14 protein-coding genes are annotated in these 16,296 nt (G+C 75.6%); 6 read left to right on the forward strand and 8 right to left on the reverse strand.

What is annotated here, in order from left to right; translation table 11 throughout:
- Window positions 1–12: 12 nt before the first annotated feature.
- Genes CELGI_RS05215 through CELGI_RS05235 form a run of 5 tightly spaced genes read right to left on the reverse strand, consistent with a single transcriptional unit; the run spans window position 13 to window position 4,846 of the window.
- On the reverse strand, window positions 13–1,572 hold the full coding sequence (locus CELGI_RS05215) for a molybdopterin-dependent oxidoreductase (protein WP_013883064.1): 1,560 nt from the start codon (window positions 1,570–1,572) through the stop codon (window positions 13–15).
- A gap of 49 nt (window positions 1,573–1,621) precedes the next feature.
- Window positions 1,622–2,068, reverse strand: a complete 447-nt coding sequence (locus CELGI_RS05220) for an HIT family protein (RefSeq protein WP_013883065.1) — start codon at window positions 2,066–2,068, stop codon at window positions 1,622–1,624.
- Between the two features lie 13 nt (window positions 2,069–2,081).
- Window positions 2,082–3,305 carry an ABC transporter permease gene (locus CELGI_RS05225; RefSeq protein ID WP_013883066.1) on the reverse strand — a complete coding sequence of 408 codons (1,224 nt, stop codon included), beginning with the start codon at window positions 3,303–3,305 and terminating at the stop codon, window positions 2,082–2,084.
- A complete protein-coding gene (locus CELGI_RS05230) occupies window positions 3,302–4,243 on the reverse strand; it encodes an ABC transporter ATP-binding protein (RefSeq protein WP_049785605.1) in 942 nt (313 codons plus the stop codon). Before CELGI_RS05230 ends, CELGI_RS05225 begins: the two co-directional genes overlap by 4 nt.
- A 48-nt stretch (window positions 4,244–4,291) precedes the next feature.
- On the reverse strand, window positions 4,292–4,846 hold the full coding sequence (locus CELGI_RS05235) for a DUF1697 domain-containing protein (protein ID WP_013883068.1): 555 nt from the start codon (window positions 4,844–4,846) through the stop codon (window positions 4,292–4,294).
- A gap of 242 nt (window positions 4,847–5,088) precedes the next feature.
- Here CELGI_RS05235 and nirB point away from each other — a divergent pair, with 242 nt between their 5' ends.
- From nirB to CELGI_RS05260, 5 genes are read left to right on the forward strand one after another with little or no spacing between them, the layout of a single operon-like run.
- Window positions 5,089–7,641 (forward strand): nitrite reductase large subunit NirB, encoded by a 2,553-nt coding sequence (gene nirB / locus CELGI_RS05240; protein ID WP_049785606.1) that lies wholly within the window; start codon window positions 5,089–5,091, stop codon window positions 7,639–7,641.
- Complete coding sequence (gene nirD, locus CELGI_RS05245) at window positions 7,638–8,060, forward strand: nitrite reductase small subunit NirD (RefSeq protein ID WP_013883070.1); 423 nt, start codon at window positions 7,638–7,640, stop codon at window positions 8,058–8,060. Before nirB ends, nirD begins: the two co-directional genes overlap by 4 nt.
- Entirely contained in the window at window positions 8,057–9,331 is a 1,275-nt protein-coding gene (gene cobA / locus CELGI_RS05250; protein WP_013883071.1) for a uroporphyrinogen-III C-methyltransferase, read from the forward strand. The genes nirD and cobA overlap by 4 nt, the downstream gene beginning before the upstream one ends.
- Window positions 9,328–10,470, forward strand: coding sequence for a uroporphyrinogen-III synthase (locus tag CELGI_RS05255; RefSeq protein WP_013883072.1), 1,143 nt, complete (start codon window positions 9,328–9,330; stop codon window positions 10,468–10,470). The genes cobA and CELGI_RS05255 overlap by 4 nt, the downstream gene beginning before the upstream one ends.
- A complete protein-coding gene (locus tag CELGI_RS05260) occupies window positions 10,467–11,177 on the forward strand; it encodes a sirohydrochlorin chelatase (protein ID WP_013883073.1) in 711 nt (236 codons plus the stop codon). The genes CELGI_RS05255 and CELGI_RS05260 overlap by 4 nt, the downstream gene beginning before the upstream one ends.
- A gap of 58 nt (window positions 11,178–11,235) precedes the next feature.
- Here the strand turns inward: CELGI_RS05260 and CELGI_RS16320 are convergent, their stop codons facing one another.
- Window positions 11,236–13,923: a membrane protein-like protein gene (locus CELGI_RS16320; RefSeq protein ID WP_013883074.1), complete on the reverse strand. Its 2,688-nt coding sequence runs from the start codon at window positions 13,921–13,923 to the stop codon at window positions 11,236–11,238.
- Between the two features lies 1 nt (window position 13,924).
- Window positions 13,925–14,536, reverse strand: coding sequence for a hypothetical protein (locus tag CELGI_RS05270; RefSeq protein WP_013883075.1), 612 nt, complete (start codon window positions 14,534–14,536; stop codon window positions 13,925–13,927).
- Between the two features lie 328 nt (window positions 14,537–14,864).
- Between CELGI_RS05270 and CELGI_RS05275 the strand changes: the two genes are divergently transcribed.
- Window positions 14,865–15,617, forward strand: a complete 753-nt coding sequence (locus CELGI_RS05275) for an alpha/beta hydrolase family protein (RefSeq protein WP_041574114.1) — start codon at window positions 14,865–14,867, stop codon at window positions 15,615–15,617.
- Window positions 15,618–15,632: 15 nt separating this feature from the next.
- Here CELGI_RS05275 and CELGI_RS05280 read toward each other — a convergent pair whose 3' ends face one another.
- Complete coding sequence (locus CELGI_RS05280) at window positions 15,633–16,208, reverse strand: NYN domain-containing protein (RefSeq protein WP_041574115.1); 576 nt, start codon at window positions 16,206–16,208, stop codon at window positions 15,633–15,635.
- Window positions 16,209–16,296 lie beyond the last annotated feature (88 nt).

Consider the following 16,296-nt stretch of genomic DNA (forward strand, 5'->3'; position numbering starts at 1 on the left):
GCGCGTCGCGGGTCAGGCGATCTCGCACCGGATCTCGTGGTACCCGGTCGCGCCGTCCGGGACGACGTCCGCGACCGCACCCGTCTGGGTGCCCTCGGGGTCGGCGGCGCGCACCCGCAGCCGGTGCTCGCCGGGGGTCGCCTCCCACGCGTACCGCCACTGTCGCCACGAGTCGATGCCCGCCTCGTCGGCCAGCGTGGCGTCCGCCCAGGGGCCGTCGTCCACCTGCACCTGCACGCGCGTCACGCCGCGGTGCTGCGCCCACGCCGTGCCCGCGACCACCACCTGACCCGCGGCGAGCCGCGCCCCCGAGGCGGGGACCTCGATGCGCGACTGCGTCTTGACCGGGCCCAGCGGCGCCCAGCCGCGCTCGGTCCAGTACGCCGTCGCGCGGTCGAAGCGCGTGACCTCGAGCTCGGTGACCCACTTGGTCGCGGACACGTACCCGTAGAGCCCGGGTACCACCATCCGCACGGGGAAGCCGTGCTGCGCGGGCAGCGGCTCGCCGTCCATCCCGATCGCGAGCAGCGCGTCGCGGTCGTCGGTCAGGGCACCGAGCGGCGTGGACGCGGTCCAGCCGTCGGCGCTGCGGGACAGCACCATGTCCGCGTCGGCGGTGGGCCGCGCACGGGCCAGCACGTCCCGCACGGGCAGGCCGAGCCAGCGCTGGTTGCCGACGAGGTCGCCGCCGACGGGGTTCGACACGCAGCACAGCGTCACCCAGGCCTCGACCAGGTCTGACGCGAGCAGCTCGTCCCACGTGAGCTCGACCTCCTGCTCGACGAGCCCGTGCACGCGCAGCCGCCATGACGCCGGGTCCACCTGCGGCACGACGAGCGCGGTGTCGATCCGGTAGAAGTCGTCGGCGGGCGTGACCCACGGCTCGGCACCCTCGACGCCCAGGTCGACACCTGCGGTCGGTGCCGGGGCTGCGCGCACCGGGCGGGGGAGCGTGAGCTGCTCGCGGACTGCGGCAGCGGCGCGCCCCGCGGCGCTGCCGAGCCGGCCGAGCCCGATCCCCACGACGCCGAGCCCGGTCGCCACCAGGGCGGCACGCAGGAAGCCGCGCCGCCCGTCGGGGTCCGGTCGCTGGTCGTCCCGGGCCCGGCGGCGCAGCGTCCGCAACGTCCACAGACCAGCGACGGTCCCGACGAACGACGGCACCGCGGCCGTCCAGCCGGCGTCGGGCCGACCGAGAGCGGCCGCCATCGCGACGACACCCAGCAGCACGACGAGCGCGGCACCCCAGGCCCAGCGCCGCACGGCGAGCACGCCCGCGAGCGCGGCCAGGCATGCCAGCACCAGCACCTCGCCCACCCCGAGCGCGAGCTTGTCCGCGGTGCCGAACGCGTCCACCGCGGCGTCCTTGAGCCACGCGGGGGTCGCATCGACGAACGCCGCCCCGACCGCGACGAGCGGGTCGGTGGTCGCGCCCGTGGCGAGCGCGACGACCGACGCGACGCCGACCGTGACCACGCCCGCGGCCAGACCCGCGACGGGCCCGGCCCATCGGCGGGTGCGCGCAGGCCCGAGCGGTGCGGCGGGCTCGGCCGGCGGGGCCACGGTCGTCATGCGCTCATGGTCACCCGGCGTCCGGGCGATCACCAGCCCCGCGGCCGGCTCAGAGCGCGGGCGACGTGAGCGCGGCGGGGACGTGCGCGCCGTGCCCCGCGGCGCGCAGCGCGTCGCGCAGCCGCTCGGCCGCGGCGTCGAGCTCGGCCGCGGGCACGTCGCTGCGCGCGTTGCGGAACGAGAGGCTCGCCTCGTCCCACGCGGGCAGCACGTGCAGGTGCAGGTGCGGCACCTCGAACCCCGCCACCAGCACCGCCGCGCGCGGAGCGCCCCACTCGGACTGCTGGGCCGAGCCCACCGTGCGCGCGACGACGGCCAGGTGGCCGAGCAGCGCATCGGACGCCGCGGTGTACTCGACGACCTCCTCGCGCGGGACCACGAGCGCGTGCCCGTCCGTGATGGGCGCGATCGTGGTGAACACGACGCACACGTCGTCGGCCCACACGAACCGGCCCGGGATCTGTCCGTCGATGATGCGGGTGAACAGCGTGGTCATGCCGACCTCCTGGTCATGCGCGCGCGAGCGCGTCCTTGAGCTTCATCCGCCCGCCCGAGTGCAGCACGGCCCCCGAGTAGATGCGGCCCGCGAGCCACACGAGGACCGGCACCAGCGCGACCGACAGGCCGAGCGCGAGCAGCACCTCCCACAGCTCGGCGGCGCCGAGCGCGATGCGGATGGGCATGAGCATGGGCGAGCAGAACGGCACGTAGGACAGCCAGGTGGCGAGCGAGTTGGTGGGGTCCCAGGGCAGCACCGAGATGCCGAGCACGTAGGGCACGATCATGAGGGTGGTGACGGGCCCGATGACCGAGCCGATGTCCTCCTGACGGGACACGAGCGCTCCGAGCGCGCCCAGCACCAGGGCGTACATGCCGAAGCCCACGACGAACCACACGAGCGCCCACAGCGCGGTCGATCCCAGGTCCAGCGACGACGAGTCGAGCAGCCCGAGCGCGGATGCGGTCCCCGCACCGGCTGCCACGACCAGCCCGACCTGCAGGAGCCCGATCGCACCGATGCCGAGCACCTTGCCCGCCATGAGCTGGGCGGGGCGCAGCGTCGCGAGCAGCAGCTCGACGACGCGGCTGGTCTTCTCCTCGACCACGCCCTGCGCGACGAGCTGACCCGCGGTCATGAGCGCGATGAACAGCAGGATCCCCGCGAGGTAGCCCGCGACGATCTGCCCCCCGTCGCGTGCCGGCTCGGGGTCGAGCGCGGTCACGTGGGGAGCGGCCTGCGCGACCTGCCCCGCGACGTCGCCCGGGTCCCCGCCGAGCTCGGTCACGGCCGACGCGAGCGCGAGCTGCTGGGCGAACGCGGCGAGCACGGGCCGCATCGACTCGCCCACGGACGACTCGACGTGCACGTCGAACGTGCCCTCGGTCGACGTGACCACCAGGTCCACGTCACCGTCCCGCAGCCCTTGCTCGACCGCGTCGGCGGCGACCTCGTGCGTCTCGACGTCGACGCCCATGCCCGCCGCCGTGGCCTCGAACGCGGGAGCCGACGCCGCCGCGTCCGGTGTGAACCCGACGGGTGTCGGGTCCGACTTCCCGCCGATGAGGTTGAGCAGGACGCCGCCGAGCACGACTGCCCCGACGAACAGGACCGTGGTCCACACGAACGCCTTGCTGCGCAGCCGGGTCGAGATCTCGCGGCCCGCGACCAGGCGGATCGCGGCTGCCGTACCCAGGTCGCGCGTCGCGCTCGGGTGGGGGGTGGGCGCGCTCATGCGGGGACCTCCGTGCCGGTCGTGGGGGCGGGCACGTCGTCGGCGGACACGACGTGGCGGTACAGCTCGACGAGCGAGGGGCGCACCACGGAGAACTCGCGCACCGGGCCGGCCGCGAGCGCGGCCGCCAGGAGCTGCTGGTCGACGTCGACCGCGTCCGGGTCGGCGACCTCGACGACCGTGCGGTCGCCGTCGCGCTCGACCAGCCGCGCGGCCGGCACGTGCGGCAGCCATCGGTCCGGCGGGGCGCCGTCGACCGCCCACCTGCGTTCGGTGGTGCGGCGCAGCTCGTCGATCCCGCCGCTGGCGACCATCGACCCGGCGCGGACGATGCCGACGCGGTCGCACAGCCGCTCGACGAGCTCGAGCTGGTGCGAGGAGAACATCACCGGGACACCCGCGGCGGCCTGGTCGCGCAGCACCTGGCTCATGACGTCGACCGCGACGGGGTCCAGGCCCGAGAACGGCTCGTCGAGCACCAGGATGTCGGGGCCGTGCACCAGGGCCGCGGCGAGCTGCACGCGCTGCTGGTTGCCCAGCGAGAGCTTGAGCACCTCGTCACCGCGCCGGCCGTCGATGCCCAGCACCTGCGTCCAGTGCTCCATCGCTCGCGTCGCGGCGACCTTGTCCATGCCGTGCAGCCGCGCCAGGTAGACCAGGTGCTCGCCGACCTTCATCCGCGGGTAGAGGCCACGCTCCTCGGGCATGTACCCGATGCGGCGCCGTGCGGCCAGGTCCAGCGGGCGTCCGTCCCAGCGCACCTCGCCCGAGTCCGCGGCCAGCACGCCCAGCACGATGCGCATGGTGGTGGACTTGCCGGCGCCGTTGGACCCGACGAAGCCGAAGATCTCCCCGGCGTGGACCTCGAACGACATGTCACGCAGGGCCCGGACGGGCCCGTACGACTTGGACAGGGACGCGATGCTCAGAGCGGGCATGCGCGCCATCCCATCAAATCCCGCGGTGCGATGCCAGGAGCGGCCCCGTCAGGCGCCCGCCCGCTCGTGCGCGAGCGCCGCGAGCGCCAGGACCGTGCGCCAGTTGCGGGACGTGCCGGTGCGGCCCGCCGCCCTCTCGAGCACCGGCAGCGTGAGCCTCGAGCGGCCCATGCCGTCCGGGTAGTACGCGTACAGCTCGGAACCGTGCCACGCGAGCTGCTCGTGCCCGTAGCGCGCGGGGTCGAACGCGTCGACGCGTGTGGTGTCGACGGGCCCGTCCCACGCCACGAGGGCCAGACGCGCGGGGTCGTCGCGCGCCGCGTCGGCGAACGGCAGCGCCGCGACCGCGCGGTCCCACTGCCGCGAGGTGCGGGTGACGACGCGCACCTCGAAACCCGCGGCCGTGGTGAGCGCGGCTCCGAGGTCGGCCGCGACCTGCGGCGCGCCGTGCACGGCGCGCAGCACGACGTTGCCGGACGCGGCGTACGTCACGACGTCGCGGTACCCCAGGTCCGACGCGGTCGCGCGCAGCACGGCCGACGTCAGCGTGCGCCCGCCCACGTTCACCGCGCGCAGCAGCCCGATCACGACGTCGTCACCCATGCCCGCACGCTCCCACGCCGCACCGACACCCCGCATCGACACCCCGCATCACACCAAGCACCGTCGGAGCACCCGCGCGACGGCTCACACCGGCCGCGCGTCCGATGTGCGGGAAAGGTTGCGGTGGGGAAACGCATGCACACGTGTGCCCGAAACACGCGCTGCCTAGCGTCGGCGCTGTTCTCGTGACCCGTCGGACGGAGACCTCCGTGAGCAAGCACCTCGTCGTCGTCGGCGGCGGCATGGTGGCCCAGCGCCTGGTCGAGGCGCTGCGCGACCGTGACGCCGCGGGTCTGTGGCGTATCACCGTCCTGGCCGAGGAGCCGCGTCGTCCGTACGACCGCGTGGCCCTGACCTCGTACTTCTCCGGCCGTGACGCCGAGGACCTCGCGCTCGGCGACCCCGCGCTGTGGGACGACCCGCTGGTCACGCTGCGCCGCGACGACGCGGTGGTCGCGATCGACCGTGCCGCGCGGACCGTGACCACGGCCCGTGGGCGCGTCGAGCACTACGACCACCTGGTGCTCGCGACGGGCTCGTCGGCGTGGGTGCCGCCCATGGAGGGCGCGGACCTGCCGGGTGTGTTCGTCTACCGCACGATCGACGACGTCGCGGAGCTGCGCGGCTACGTCGAGCAGCTGCGCGAGACACGCCCGGTGGTCCGCGGTGCGGTGCTCGGCGGCGGCCTGCTGGGCCTCGAGGCGGCGGGTGCGCTGCAGGCGCTCGGCGCGCAGGCCACGGTCCTGCAGGTGGGCACGCACCTGATGTCCGCGCAGGTGGACCTGGGCGGTGGCGAGGCGCTGCGGCGCCTGATCAACCAGCTGGGCGTCGGGGTGCGGCTCAACGCCGCGACCACGCGCATCCGGCCGCACCGCCGCGGCGGGGTGGGGCGGCTCGAGCTCGCCGACGGCGGGCGCGTCGACGCGGACGTCGTGGTCGTGGCCGCCGGGGTGCGGCCGCGCGACGAGCTCGCGCGCGCGGCCGGTCTGCAGATCGGGGAGCGGGGCGGGGTCGTCGTCGACGACGCGTGCCGCACCAGCGACCCGGACATCTCCGGGGTCGGCGAGGTCGCGTGCATCCAGGGTGCCTGCATCGGCCTCGTCGCCCCCGGTTACGCCATGGCGGAGGTGACCGCCGACCGTCTGCTGGGCGGCGCCGCGCAGTTCCCGGGCGCCGACACCGCGACCAAGCTCAAGCTCTCGGGCGTCGACGTCGCGAGCTTCGGTGACGCGTTCGGCACCACGCCCGACTCGCTCGAGATCGTGTGGGCGGACCCGGTCGCGGGCGTCTACAAGAAGCTCGTCATGTCCGACGACGCGCGCACGCTGCTGGGCGGCGTGCTGGTGGGCGACGCGTCGGCGTACGCGAGCCTGCGGCCCATGCTGGGCCGTGAGCTGCCGGGCGACCCGGCCGCGTACCTGCTGCCCGAGGGCGGCGCGGGCGCGCCCGACCTCGAGCTGCCCGACGACGCGAGCGTGTGCTCGTGCAACAACGTCACCGCCGGCACCATCCGGGGCGCGGTGACCGAGCACGGCTGCACCGACGTGGGTGCGGTCAAGGCGTGCACCCGGGCCGGGACGTCCTGCGGCTCGTGCCTGCCGCTGGTCAAGAAGCTGGTCGGCACCGAGCTCGCGAAGCAGGGGATCACGGTGTCCTCGGCGCTGTGCGAGCACTTCGCGCTGTCCCGGGCCCAGCTGTACGACGCCGTGCGCGTGTCCGGCGTCGCGTCGTTCACCGAGGTCGTCGCGCGGTTCGGCACCGACGCCGCGGGCCGCGGGTGCGACATCTGCAAGCCCGCGGTGGCCTCCATCCTGGCCACCACGGCGCCCGCGCACGTGCTGGACGGCGAGCGGGCCGCGCTGCAGGACACCAACGACCACGTCATGGCGAACCTGCAGAAGGACGGCTCCTACTCGGTGGTCCCCCGCATGCCGGGCGGCGAGGTCACGCCCGAGGGCCTCATCGCGGTGGGCGAGGTGGCGCGCGACTTCGGCCTCTACACCAAGATCACGGGCGGCCAGCGGGTCGACATGTTCGGCGCGCGGATCGATCAGCTCCCGGCCATCTGGCAGCGCCTGATCGACGCGGGCTTCGAGTCCGGCCACGCGTACGGCAAGTCGCTGCGCACCGTGAAGTCGTGCGTCGGGTCCACGTGGTGCCGGTTCGGCGTGCAGGACTCGGTGGCGCTCGCGGTCCTGCTGGAGCTGCGCTACCGCGGCCTGCGCAGCCCGCACAAGATCAAGCTCGGCGTCTCCGGCTGCGCGCGCGAGTGCGCCGAGGCGCGCGGCAAGGACGTGGGCGTCATCGCCACGGACAAGGGCTGGAACGTCTACGTCGGCGGCAACGGCGGGTTCACGCCGCGGCACGCGCGCCTGCTCGCGGAGGACCTGGACACCGACACGCTGATCCGGACGATCGACCGCTTCCTGCTCTACTACGTCCGCACGGCCGACCGACTGCAGCGCACCGCGCCGTGGGTCGAGGAGGTCGAGGGCGGGCTGGACGGCGTGCGTGCGGTCGTCATGGACGACTCGCTCGGCATCTGCGCCGACCTGGACGCCCAGATGGCCCGGCACGTCGAGGAGTACACCGACGAGTGGAGGGCGACGCTCGAGGACCCCGAGAAGCTGCGCCGCTTCGCGTCCTTCGTCAACGCACCCGACGTCGCGGACCCCTCGCTCGCGTACGTCCCCGAGCGCGGTCAGGCCCGCCCCGCCACGGCCGACGAGCGTGCCGCCGCGGGACGCGGCGAACCCGTCCTGGTCGCCGGCACCACCCTGGAGGTCCGCGCATGAGCGCCGTGCAGCACGCCGAGCAGGAGACGCGCGACCGCGTCGTGACGTGGACGCGCGCGTGCGCGCTGACCGACCTCGCACGTGAGCGCGGTGCCGCCGCGCTGGTCGGGGGCGAGCAGGTCGCGCTGTTCCGCCTGGTCGACGACACGGTGCTCGCGGTCCAGCAGCACGACCCGTTCTGTGACGCGTACGTGCTGTCACGTGGCATCGTGGGCACCCGCCTGGTGGACGGCGAGCCGGTGTCCACGGTCGCGTCGCCCATGTACAAGCAGGTGTTCGACCTGCGCACCGGGGTCTGCCTCGACCTGGTCGGCAAGCAGCCCGTGCGCGGGCTCGCCGCGGACCTGCGGACGTGGCCGGTGCGGGTGGTCGAGGGGATCGTCGAGGTGGGACAGGCCGGACCGGGGGAGGACGCATGACGACGATGCTCGGCATCGACCTCACGGGTCGTCGCGTGCTCGTCGTCGGCGGGGGACCCGTGGCGGCGCGCCGCGTCCAGGGCCTGGTCGCGGACGGCGCGCGCGTGCTCGTCGTCGCCCCCGCACTGTGCGAGCCGCTGCGTGACGCGCACCGCTGGGGTCAGGTGGAGTGGCGTGCGCGCGAGGTGCTCGAGGCGGACCTCGACGACGCGTGGCTGGTGCACACCGCGACGGGCGACCGCTCCACGGACGACCAGGTGGCCGCGTGGGCGGCCGAGCGTCGCGTGTTCTGCGTGCACGCGGGGCGTGCGGCGGCGGGCACGGCCCGGACGCCCGCGACGACGAGCCTGGGTGACGTGCTGGTCGGCGTCGTCTCGACCGGCGCTCCCGACCCCGCCCGGACGCTCGTGGTGCGGGACGCGCTCGCCGAGCACGTCCGCGACGTGGTGGCCGACCACCTGCGCGAGGGTCGCGTGGACGTGCGAGGCCGCCGCCCGCGCGACGCGGGTCGCGTGGTGCTCGTGGGCGGCGGGCCCGGCGACGTGGGCCTGCTCACGCTCGCGGGCCGACGCGCGCTCGCCGAGGCCGACGTCGTGGTGACCGACCGCCTCGGACCCGTGGCGGTGCTGGACGAGCTCGCACCCGACGTCGAGATCATCGACGTGGGCAAGACGCCGGGCCATCACCCCGTGCCGCAGCACGAGATCGGCCGCATCCTCGTCGAGCAGGCGCAGCGCGGCCGCGTCGTCGTCCGGCTCAAGGGCGGCGACCCGTTCGTGTACGGCCGCGGCGGCGAGGAGGTGCTCGCGTGCCGGGAGGCCGGCGTGCCGGTCACGGTCATCCCGGGCGTGAGCTCGGCGCTCGCGGCGCCCGCCGCCGCGGGGATCCCGCTCACGCACCGCGGCACGGTGGGTGCGCTGCACGTGATGAACGGGCACGACGGATGGTCGCCCGCGGCGCTCGTGGGGCTGCGGGACGCGAGCTGCACGGTCGTCGTGCTCATGGGCGTCGCGGCGCTGGGGGACCTCGCGGCCGAGGCGCTCGCGTCCGGGGTCGCCCCCACGACGCCCGTCGCGCTGGTCGAGCGCGCCACGACCCCGATGCAGCGCGTCACGCGCACCACGCTCGAGCGCCTCGAGGCGGATGCGCTCGCGGCAGACGTCCGGGCGCCCGCGGTGCTCGTGCTCGGCGCGGTCGCGGCGCCGGACCTGCTCGAGCCGGTGAACGCCCACCGCGCGCCCGACCTCACAGACCCCACAATGGCGTGGTGAGCGCGCCGACCAGCAGCACGACCAACGAGCAGGGGATCGACCAGACCCTGGCCGGCTGCGTCGTGCTCATCACCGCCGACCGCCGGTCCGCCGAGCTGACCGCAGCGCTCACGCGCCGCGGCGCGTCCGTCCGCCACGCGGCCGCGCTCGGCATGGTGCCGCACATCGACGACGCCGCGCTGGTCGCGGGCACGCGTGACCTGATCGCGGACCCGCCGGACACCGTGGTCGTCACCACCGGCATCGGGTTCCGCGGCTGGATCGAGGCCGCGGACGCGGCGGGCCTGGCCGAGCCGCTGGTCGAGGCGCTGCGCGGTGCCCGGATCGTCGCGCGCGGCCCCAAGGCACGCGGCGCGATCCAGGCGGCCGGGCTCACGCCCGACTGGGTGGCCGAGTCCGAGACGAGCGCCGAGGTCGCCCAGGTGCTGCTCGACGAGGGCGTCACCGGGCTGGACATCGCGGTGCAGCACCACGGCGCGGGCTCCGACGGGCTCGACGACGCGTTCCGGGCCGCGGGTGCGCGCGTGCGCAGCCTCGTGGTCTACCGGTGGGGGCCGCCGCCGGACCCCGCCGCGCTCGCGGCGTCGGTGCGTGCGGTCGCGGCGGGGGAGATCGACGCGGTCGCGTTCACGTCGGCCCCCGGTGCGGCCGCGTGGCTCGCGGCCGCGGACGAGCAGGGCGTCGCGGACGGGATCGTCGAACGCTGCCACGACGGTGCGGTGCTGCTCGCCGCGGTGGGGCCGGTCACGGCCGCCCCCCTGATCGAGCGCGGACTGACGCCCGTGGTCCCCGACCGGGGGCGGCTCGGGTCGCTCGTGCGGCTGATCGTCAACCACTACGGCGGGCTCGAGGCGCTCGACACGATCGCCGGCCCGCTGCGGGTCTACCGGGGCGCCGCGGTCCTGGGCGGGCAGGTCCTGCCGCTGACGCCCACGGGCCTGGAGATCCTGCGGCTGCTCGCGCACGCGCGCGGCTCGGTGGTGCCGCGGGACCGTGTGCTTGCGGTGCTGCCGGGCGACTCGCGCGACCCGCACGCGGCCGAGGTCGCGATCGCGCGCCTGCGCGACGCGACGGGTTCGCGCGGGCTGATCCGCACGGTCGTCAAGCGTGGGTACCGGCTCGAGCTGGCGGTGTCATGAGCGACGCGGTGCTCGTCGGCTGCTCGCACGGCACCGACGACCGGGCGGGGCGTGCGGCGATCGGCTCGATCCTGGCGGACGTCGCCGCGCGGCGACCCGACCTCGACGTGCGCGAGGCGTTCGTCGACGTGCAGGAGCCCGAGGTCGCGGACGTGGTCAGGGACGCGCTCGCCTCCGGCGCACCCGCCGTGGTGGTGCCGCTGCTGCTGTCCGTCGGCTTCCACGTGCGCGTGGACGTCACGGCTGCCGTCGAGCCCGAGGGCGCGTGCGCGGCCGCGCCGCTCGGTCCCGACGACGTGCTCGTCGACATCCTGCTCGACCGGCTCGCCGCCGCGGGGCTCACCGACGACGACGCGCTGGTGCTCGCCGCGGCCGGCTCCACCGACCCCGCCGCGGCCGCCGCGGTCGAGCAGGTCGCGGCGTCGCTCGCGGCACGCCTGGGCCGGCACGTCGGGCCGCCCGACGAGCGTGGCGGCGGGCTCGTGATCGGCTACGGCGCGGGCGCCGTGCCCCGCCTGCGGGACGCGGTCGCGACCGCACGCACGGGCGCCCGCCGCGTGGTGGTGGCCTCCTACCTCCTGGCGCCCGGCTTCTTCCTCGGCCGGGTCCGGGCCGCGGGCGCCGACGTGGTGAGCGCGCCGCTCGCGCCCGACCCGCGCCTGGCGGACCTCGTGCTGCGCCGGTACGACGAGGCGCGCGGCGCCTGACCGCGCACGACGACGCGGGCCGGCCCCGGAGGGTCGACCCGCGTCGTCGTGCCCGGGCTCAGGCGGGCCGGCGACGCAGCAGCGTGGTGACCACACCGACCGCGGCGAACAGCGCGAGCGCCGCGAGCCCCTTGCCGAGCGTCGACGCGCTGCCGCCGTCCACGCCGGCGATCTCGATCGAGTACGCGGTCGCACCCGCGGCCCCCTCCGGCGCGCCGTAGGCCATGCCCTCGGTCGCGGCGCGCTGCGCGCCGGCCTCGAGCACCGCGTAGCCCGTGCCGTAGCTCGCGGCGGTCTTCTCGCCCGACGCGACCAGCTGCGACGTCCCCTCGTCGGACAGGCGCTTCGTGCCGTCCACGATCTGCGGCGTCGAGTCGGCCGCGGTGCCGAGCCCGTCGGCGAGCTGCGACGACCCGTCGGCCGCGGCCGAGAGCCCGACCGCGAGCTCGCTCGAACCCGTGGCCGCGTCGTCGAGACCGGACGCGAGCTGCGACGAGCCGTCCGCCGCGGTCCCGATGCCCGCGGCGAGGTCACGCGAGCCCGCCGAGGCGCGCACCAGACCCTGGAAGAGCGTGCCCGAGCCCGCGGCCGCGGTGCCCAGGCCGTCGGCGAGCCGCGTGGACCCGCTGGCGGCCGAGCCCAGGCCGGTCGAGAGGCGCTTCGAGCCCGCCGCCGCGCTGCCGATGCCGTCGGCCAGCGCGTCCGCGCCCGCCGAGAGGTCGTCGGCGCCCGTGCCGAGCTGGCCGATGCCCGTCACGAGCTGCTCGCCCCCGGCCTGCAGCTGGTCCACACCCGCCTGGGCCGCGTTCATGCCGCCACGCAGCGTTCCGTCGGACGCGGTGTCGTCGCCGTCGCCCACGCCACCCTGGACGCTGCCGACCACCTGCGTCACGAGCGAGCCGACGCCCTGGTCCACACCCGCGAGGCCCTCGAGGAGCCCGGGGCGTGCGGGGTCGCACACGCCCGGCAGCGCGGCCGCGGACAGCCCGCACTCGACGCGCGCGAGCGTCGCCGAGGCCGTGCCGAGCCGCGTCGCCGACTCGCCCAGACCCGTTGCGAGGGCCGCCAGGTTGCCGTCGATCGAGCCCAGCGCCTGCGTGAAGCCCGCCTGCGCACCCGCGGGCAGCAGCGCCGTGTAGGCGGCCAGTCCCGCCGTGGGGTCGGTGACGCCCGCGCGGAGCTGCCCGACCTGCCCCGCGGTGGTCTGCGCGTCGGTGCCGGCCTGCCCGAGCTGCGTGCGCAGCGCGTCGACCGCGTACAGCAGCGACGGCTGCTGACCTGCCCCGGGTGCCGCCTTGGACCCGATGCCGGCGCGCAGCGACGCGATGCCGTCCCGCAGGGGCTGGGCCTGCGTCGGCAGCTGGTCGATCCGGCCGTACAGCTGGGCGAGCCCGGCGTCGATCCGCGCCAGACCCGCATCCACCTGCTCGAGACCGGCCACGAGCGCGGGTGCCGACGTCTGCGCGGACTCCAGCCCGGCGGCGAGGCGCGCGGCGCCCGACGCGAGCGACGTGGCCCCGGGGGCGATCCGCGTCGACAGCCCCGTGGCCAGGTCCTTGGCACCCGGCGCGAGCTGGTCGTTGAGCCCGTCGGCCAGGTCCTGGGCACCCGGCGCGAGCTGGTCGGTCAGGCCGTCGGTGAGGCGGCGCGCACCCGCGACCGCGTCGCCGGACAGGCCGTCCGCGAGCTGCTCGGCACCGGGCAGGATCTTGTCGTTGAGCCCCGCGGCGAGGTCGCGGGCGCCCGGTAGCGCGCGTGCGTTGAGCCCGGCAGCCAGCTCGGCCGCACCCGGGGCGGCCTCGTCGTTGAGACCGGCCGCGAGTGTCGTCGCGCCGTCGTGCATCTGCACCAGGCCCGCGAGCAGCTCGGCCGAGCCGTCGTGCAGCCGGCGCAGGTTGTCGTCGATCTGGATCGCACCCGCCGTGAGGTCCACGCCCGAGGCCGCGCCCGAGGCGTAGGACCGCGACCCGCCCGCGAACGAGGGGTAGTCGAGCGGCGAGACGGGCATCGACGTGAGCGAGGCCGCCGGCACGACGCCGTCGGAGATCCGCGCGGTGTACCCGAACTCGGCCGTGGGAGACCCGATCGGCGGGAACAGCGTCATCTGGAATGTCAGTCGGGTGCCGCCGCGGCCGTCGCCCGCGATGCCCGCCTGGCCGGACGTGACGTCCGTGAACGACGACGGCAGCGTGGTGACGAGCTGACCGATCATCGGCACCACCGTCGTCGCGGTCGCCGTGCCCGTGCCGCCCCGACCGTCGTCGTACGTGACCTGGTCCTCGCGGCTCGTCAGGTTGGTGACCGTGTAGTGCACCTCGAGCACGCCCGAGCGCCCGACGACGTCGCCCGGCTGCACGGGCTCGCCGTCGAGCGTGTAGGTCACCTGCACCCCGAGCGGGAGCTCGCCGTCGAAGTCGCTCACGGTCCGCACGCGCCGCTCGCCGTCGACGTCGAGCTGCGCGATCATCCGGCCGTCCTCGACCGTGTAGGAGCCGAAGCCGTCGAGGTTGCGCAGCCCCGACGTCGAGACGGGGTTGGCGATGGTCGCGGTGCCGTGCCCCGTCAGGGCGAGCTGCTCGTAGACGCGGGCCTCGCGCAGCGAGCCCGTGGCGTCCAGCTTGGCCTGCACGGTCTCGGTGTTCGTCACGGTCACGTCGCCCGAGTCGTCGGCCGCGGACGCGGCGGTGCCGCCGAGCACCAGGGGCAGGACGCTCCCGGCGGCGAGGGCGGGAAGGATGCGGCGCACGTCAGGCCTCCGGCTGGGGGTGGGGGTCACGGGTGAGCGGGTGCAACGTCACGGGCGTCGAGGCGGGCGTGCCGCCCGACGCGGGAGCGGCGTGGGCCGCGACCGCGGGGCGCTCCGGCGCGGGCTCCGGCGCGGGGTCGGGCGTGAGCAGCGCGCCGACGAGCAGCCCGATCGCGGACGCGAGCAGCAGCGTCGCGGTGACCTCGACGGACGACGAGACGACCGCGGTCGGGTCGGCCGCGTACGTCGAGTCGTACGCCCCGACGACGCCGACGACGCCGAGCAGGAGCGACCACAGGGGGAGCCGTCCCCGTGAGACTGCGAACGCCACGACGCACAGGCTGAGCACGACGAACGCCACGACGGCCCAGCCGGCGGGCGAGTCGGGCAGCGCGGCCGCGCGCGCCAGGTAGCCCGCCCAGGCGAGCACGACGCCGAGAACGAATCCCGCGGTGCGCTCCGCGACCGACCCGTGGGGCACCAGCCCGAGCGCCCCGCCGAGCGCGAGGCCCAGGAGCACCGCACCTCCGGCCTGTGCGCCGAGCAGGGACCAGGCGGTGATCACCGCCGTGAGGACCGCGAGGACGAGCCCCGCAAGGATGTACCGCTTCATGACCACCTCGTCGTGGTGCCTCGGGACCGGCCTGACCCGGACGTCTGTGCGGCGGGCGTCGTCGTCGACGCCTGCGCCCCGGTCGCCGGGATGTCTACCAGCGCGTCGGTACCGTGGCCATGGGGTACTGGGTAAAGGACGGCGGGTACCGGGTAAATCAGGGTCCGGTATCAAGTAATCGTGACCGTCCCGTGACCGGCGACGGGCCGTTGGTCCCTGGACCGGGTGCGCGCCGCCGCGACGGGCCCGAGGCCGCATGCGCCGGCCCGGCGTCTTCCTGGGCGGACACCCCTTGCGCCCACGGTCGGCGATCCCCTACGACGGTGCGATGACCCGCACCCGTGCCGCCTGGACCTGCACCTTTGCCGCCCTCGTCGCTCTCGGGGCGGCAGGCTGCTCCGACTCGTCGACCCCCGCCCCGGAGGCGACCACGCCCGCCGCCGCACCCTCCGAGGCGGCGCCCGGTGTCGAGGCCCCGGACTGCCTGCCCGAGGGCAGCACCGCGTCCCTGGTGGGCGAGGGCCCCGAGGGCACGCTCGTCGCGCTCGTGGGCGCACCCCCTGCCGAGGCCGAGCTCGGGGTGGTGCTCGCGCCGCAGTCGGGTGGTGACTGGTGCCAGTGGGCCGCGCAGGCCGAGCGCCTGACCGCGGCGGGGTACGTCGTGGGGACGTTCACGTGGGGCTCCGACGGGTCCGCCTCGGTCGAGGCCGCGGTCGAGCAGGTGCGTGCGGCGGGGGTCGAGCGGGTCGCGCTCGTCGGCGCGTCCAAGGGTGGCGCGTTCAGCGTGGCGACCGCGGCCGACGTCGACGCCGCGACGGTGATCGCGCTGAGCCCGCCCGCCGAGTTCGACGGCGTGAGCGCACGTGCGCAGGACGTCACGTACGCCGGGCCGCTCCTCGTCGTGGGCGTGACCGACGACTCGAGCGTCCCCGTCGCCGAGTCCCGCGAGGTCGCGCGCGACGACGACACGTGGCTCGAGGTGCCCGGCACCACGCACGGGGTCGGGGTCTTCGACACCGAGGAGGGCGCGACCGTGTGGCAGGCGATCGACGAGCGACTGGCCGCGGCCGCGAAGGGCTGAGCGGCGCGCCGCGCGTCAGAGGTAGCGCAGCGGGTCGAACTCCTCCAGGGGGATGACCTTGATGCGCGGCAGGATCACGTTGAACGCCGCGACGTCCTGCTCGAGGTCGAACGTCTCGAGCCCGCGCGCCACGAGCGAGGCGAGCGACGTCGACGTGAACTCGCGGAACGCGATCAGGCCCGTCCGCCGGTCCGGGTCGTCCACGAGCGTGCCCAGCTCGCCCGCGAAGTCGCCGTCGTGGCTCACGAGCATCACGTCGCCCTGGCGGCCGACGAGCGCCTCGAGCGTGCGCTTGATGCCGATGTCGACGACCTTCTCGTACGACTCGCCGGCCAGCGGGATCGGGGTGAACCCGATCGCCATGAGCGCCTGGATGAACGGCATGGGCAGGCTGCCGCCGGACGCGTTGAGGAAGAACAGACCCTTGGTGGGCTGCTGCCACCGCTGCTGCGCGAACGTCAGCACGCGCTCCCAGCGCGGCCGCTGGTCCGGCGTGGGCTTGGCGTTGAGGATCGACGAGCCGAGCGTGGCGTCGATGTTCTCGCCGTCGACGACGACGTAGGTGGTCCGCACGGCAGCGTCCTGGCTCATCCGCCCAGCGTAGAGGGCCCGCGGCGGCCGTGGGCGGCCGGGTGCGTCGCGGGGCCCGCGAGAACCCGGGACGCCGCAGGGCCCGCGC

This window comes from Cellulomonas gilvus ATCC 13127 (genome assembly GCF_000218545.1).
Taxonomy (GTDB): Bacteria; Actinomycetota; Actinomycetes; order Actinomycetales; family Cellulomonadaceae; genus Cellulomonas; species Cellulomonas gilvus.

What these genes read in the sequence shown, in the direction of transcription:
- CELGI_RS05230 (WP_049785605.1), bottom strand. Translation starts at nt 4,243, where the DNA reads ATGCCCGCTCTGAGCATCGCGTCCCTGTCCAAGTCGTACGGGCCCGTC.
- CELGI_RS05235 (WP_013883068.1), bottom strand. Translation starts at nt 4,846, where the DNA reads ATGGGTGACGACGTCGTGATCGGGCTGCTGCGCGCGGTGAACGTGGGC.
- CELGI_RS05270 (WP_013883075.1), bottom strand. Translation starts at nt 14,536, where the DNA reads ATGAAGCGGTACATCCTTGCGGGGCTCGTCCTCGCGGTCCTCACGGCG.
- CELGI_RS05275 (WP_041574114.1), top strand. Translation starts at nt 14,865, where the DNA reads ATGACCCGCACCCGTGCCGCCTGGACCTGCACCTTTGCCGCCCTCGTC.
- nirB (WP_049785606.1), top strand. Translation starts at nt 5,089, where the DNA reads ATGGTGGCCCAGCGCCTGGTCGAGGCGCTGCGCGACCGTGACGCCGCG.
- CELGI_RS05225 (WP_013883066.1), bottom strand. Translation starts at nt 3,305, where the DNA reads ATGAGCGCGCCCACCCCCCACCCGAGCGCGACGCGCGACCTGGGTACG.
- CELGI_RS05280 (WP_041574115.1), bottom strand. Translation starts at nt 16,208, where the DNA reads ATGAGCCAGGACGCTGCCGTGCGGACCACCTACGTCGTCGTCGACGGC.
- CELGI_RS05220 (WP_013883065.1), bottom strand. Translation starts at nt 2,068, where the DNA reads ATGACCACGCTGTTCACCCGCATCATCGACGGACAGATCCCGGGCCGG.
- CELGI_RS05260 (WP_013883073.1), top strand. Translation starts at nt 10,467, where the DNA reads ATGAGCGACGCGGTGCTCGTCGGCTGCTCGCACGGCACCGACGACCGG.
- cobA (WP_013883071.1), top strand. Translation starts at nt 8,057, where the DNA reads ATGACGACGATGCTCGGCATCGACCTCACGGGTCGTCGCGTGCTCGTC.
- nirD (WP_013883070.1), top strand. Translation starts at nt 7,638, where the DNA reads ATGAGCGCCGTGCAGCACGCCGAGCAGGAGACGCGCGACCGCGTCGTG.
- CELGI_RS05215 (WP_013883064.1), bottom strand. Translation starts at nt 1,572, where the DNA reads ATGACGACCGTGGCCCCGCCGGCCGAGCCCGCCGCACCGCTCGGGCCT.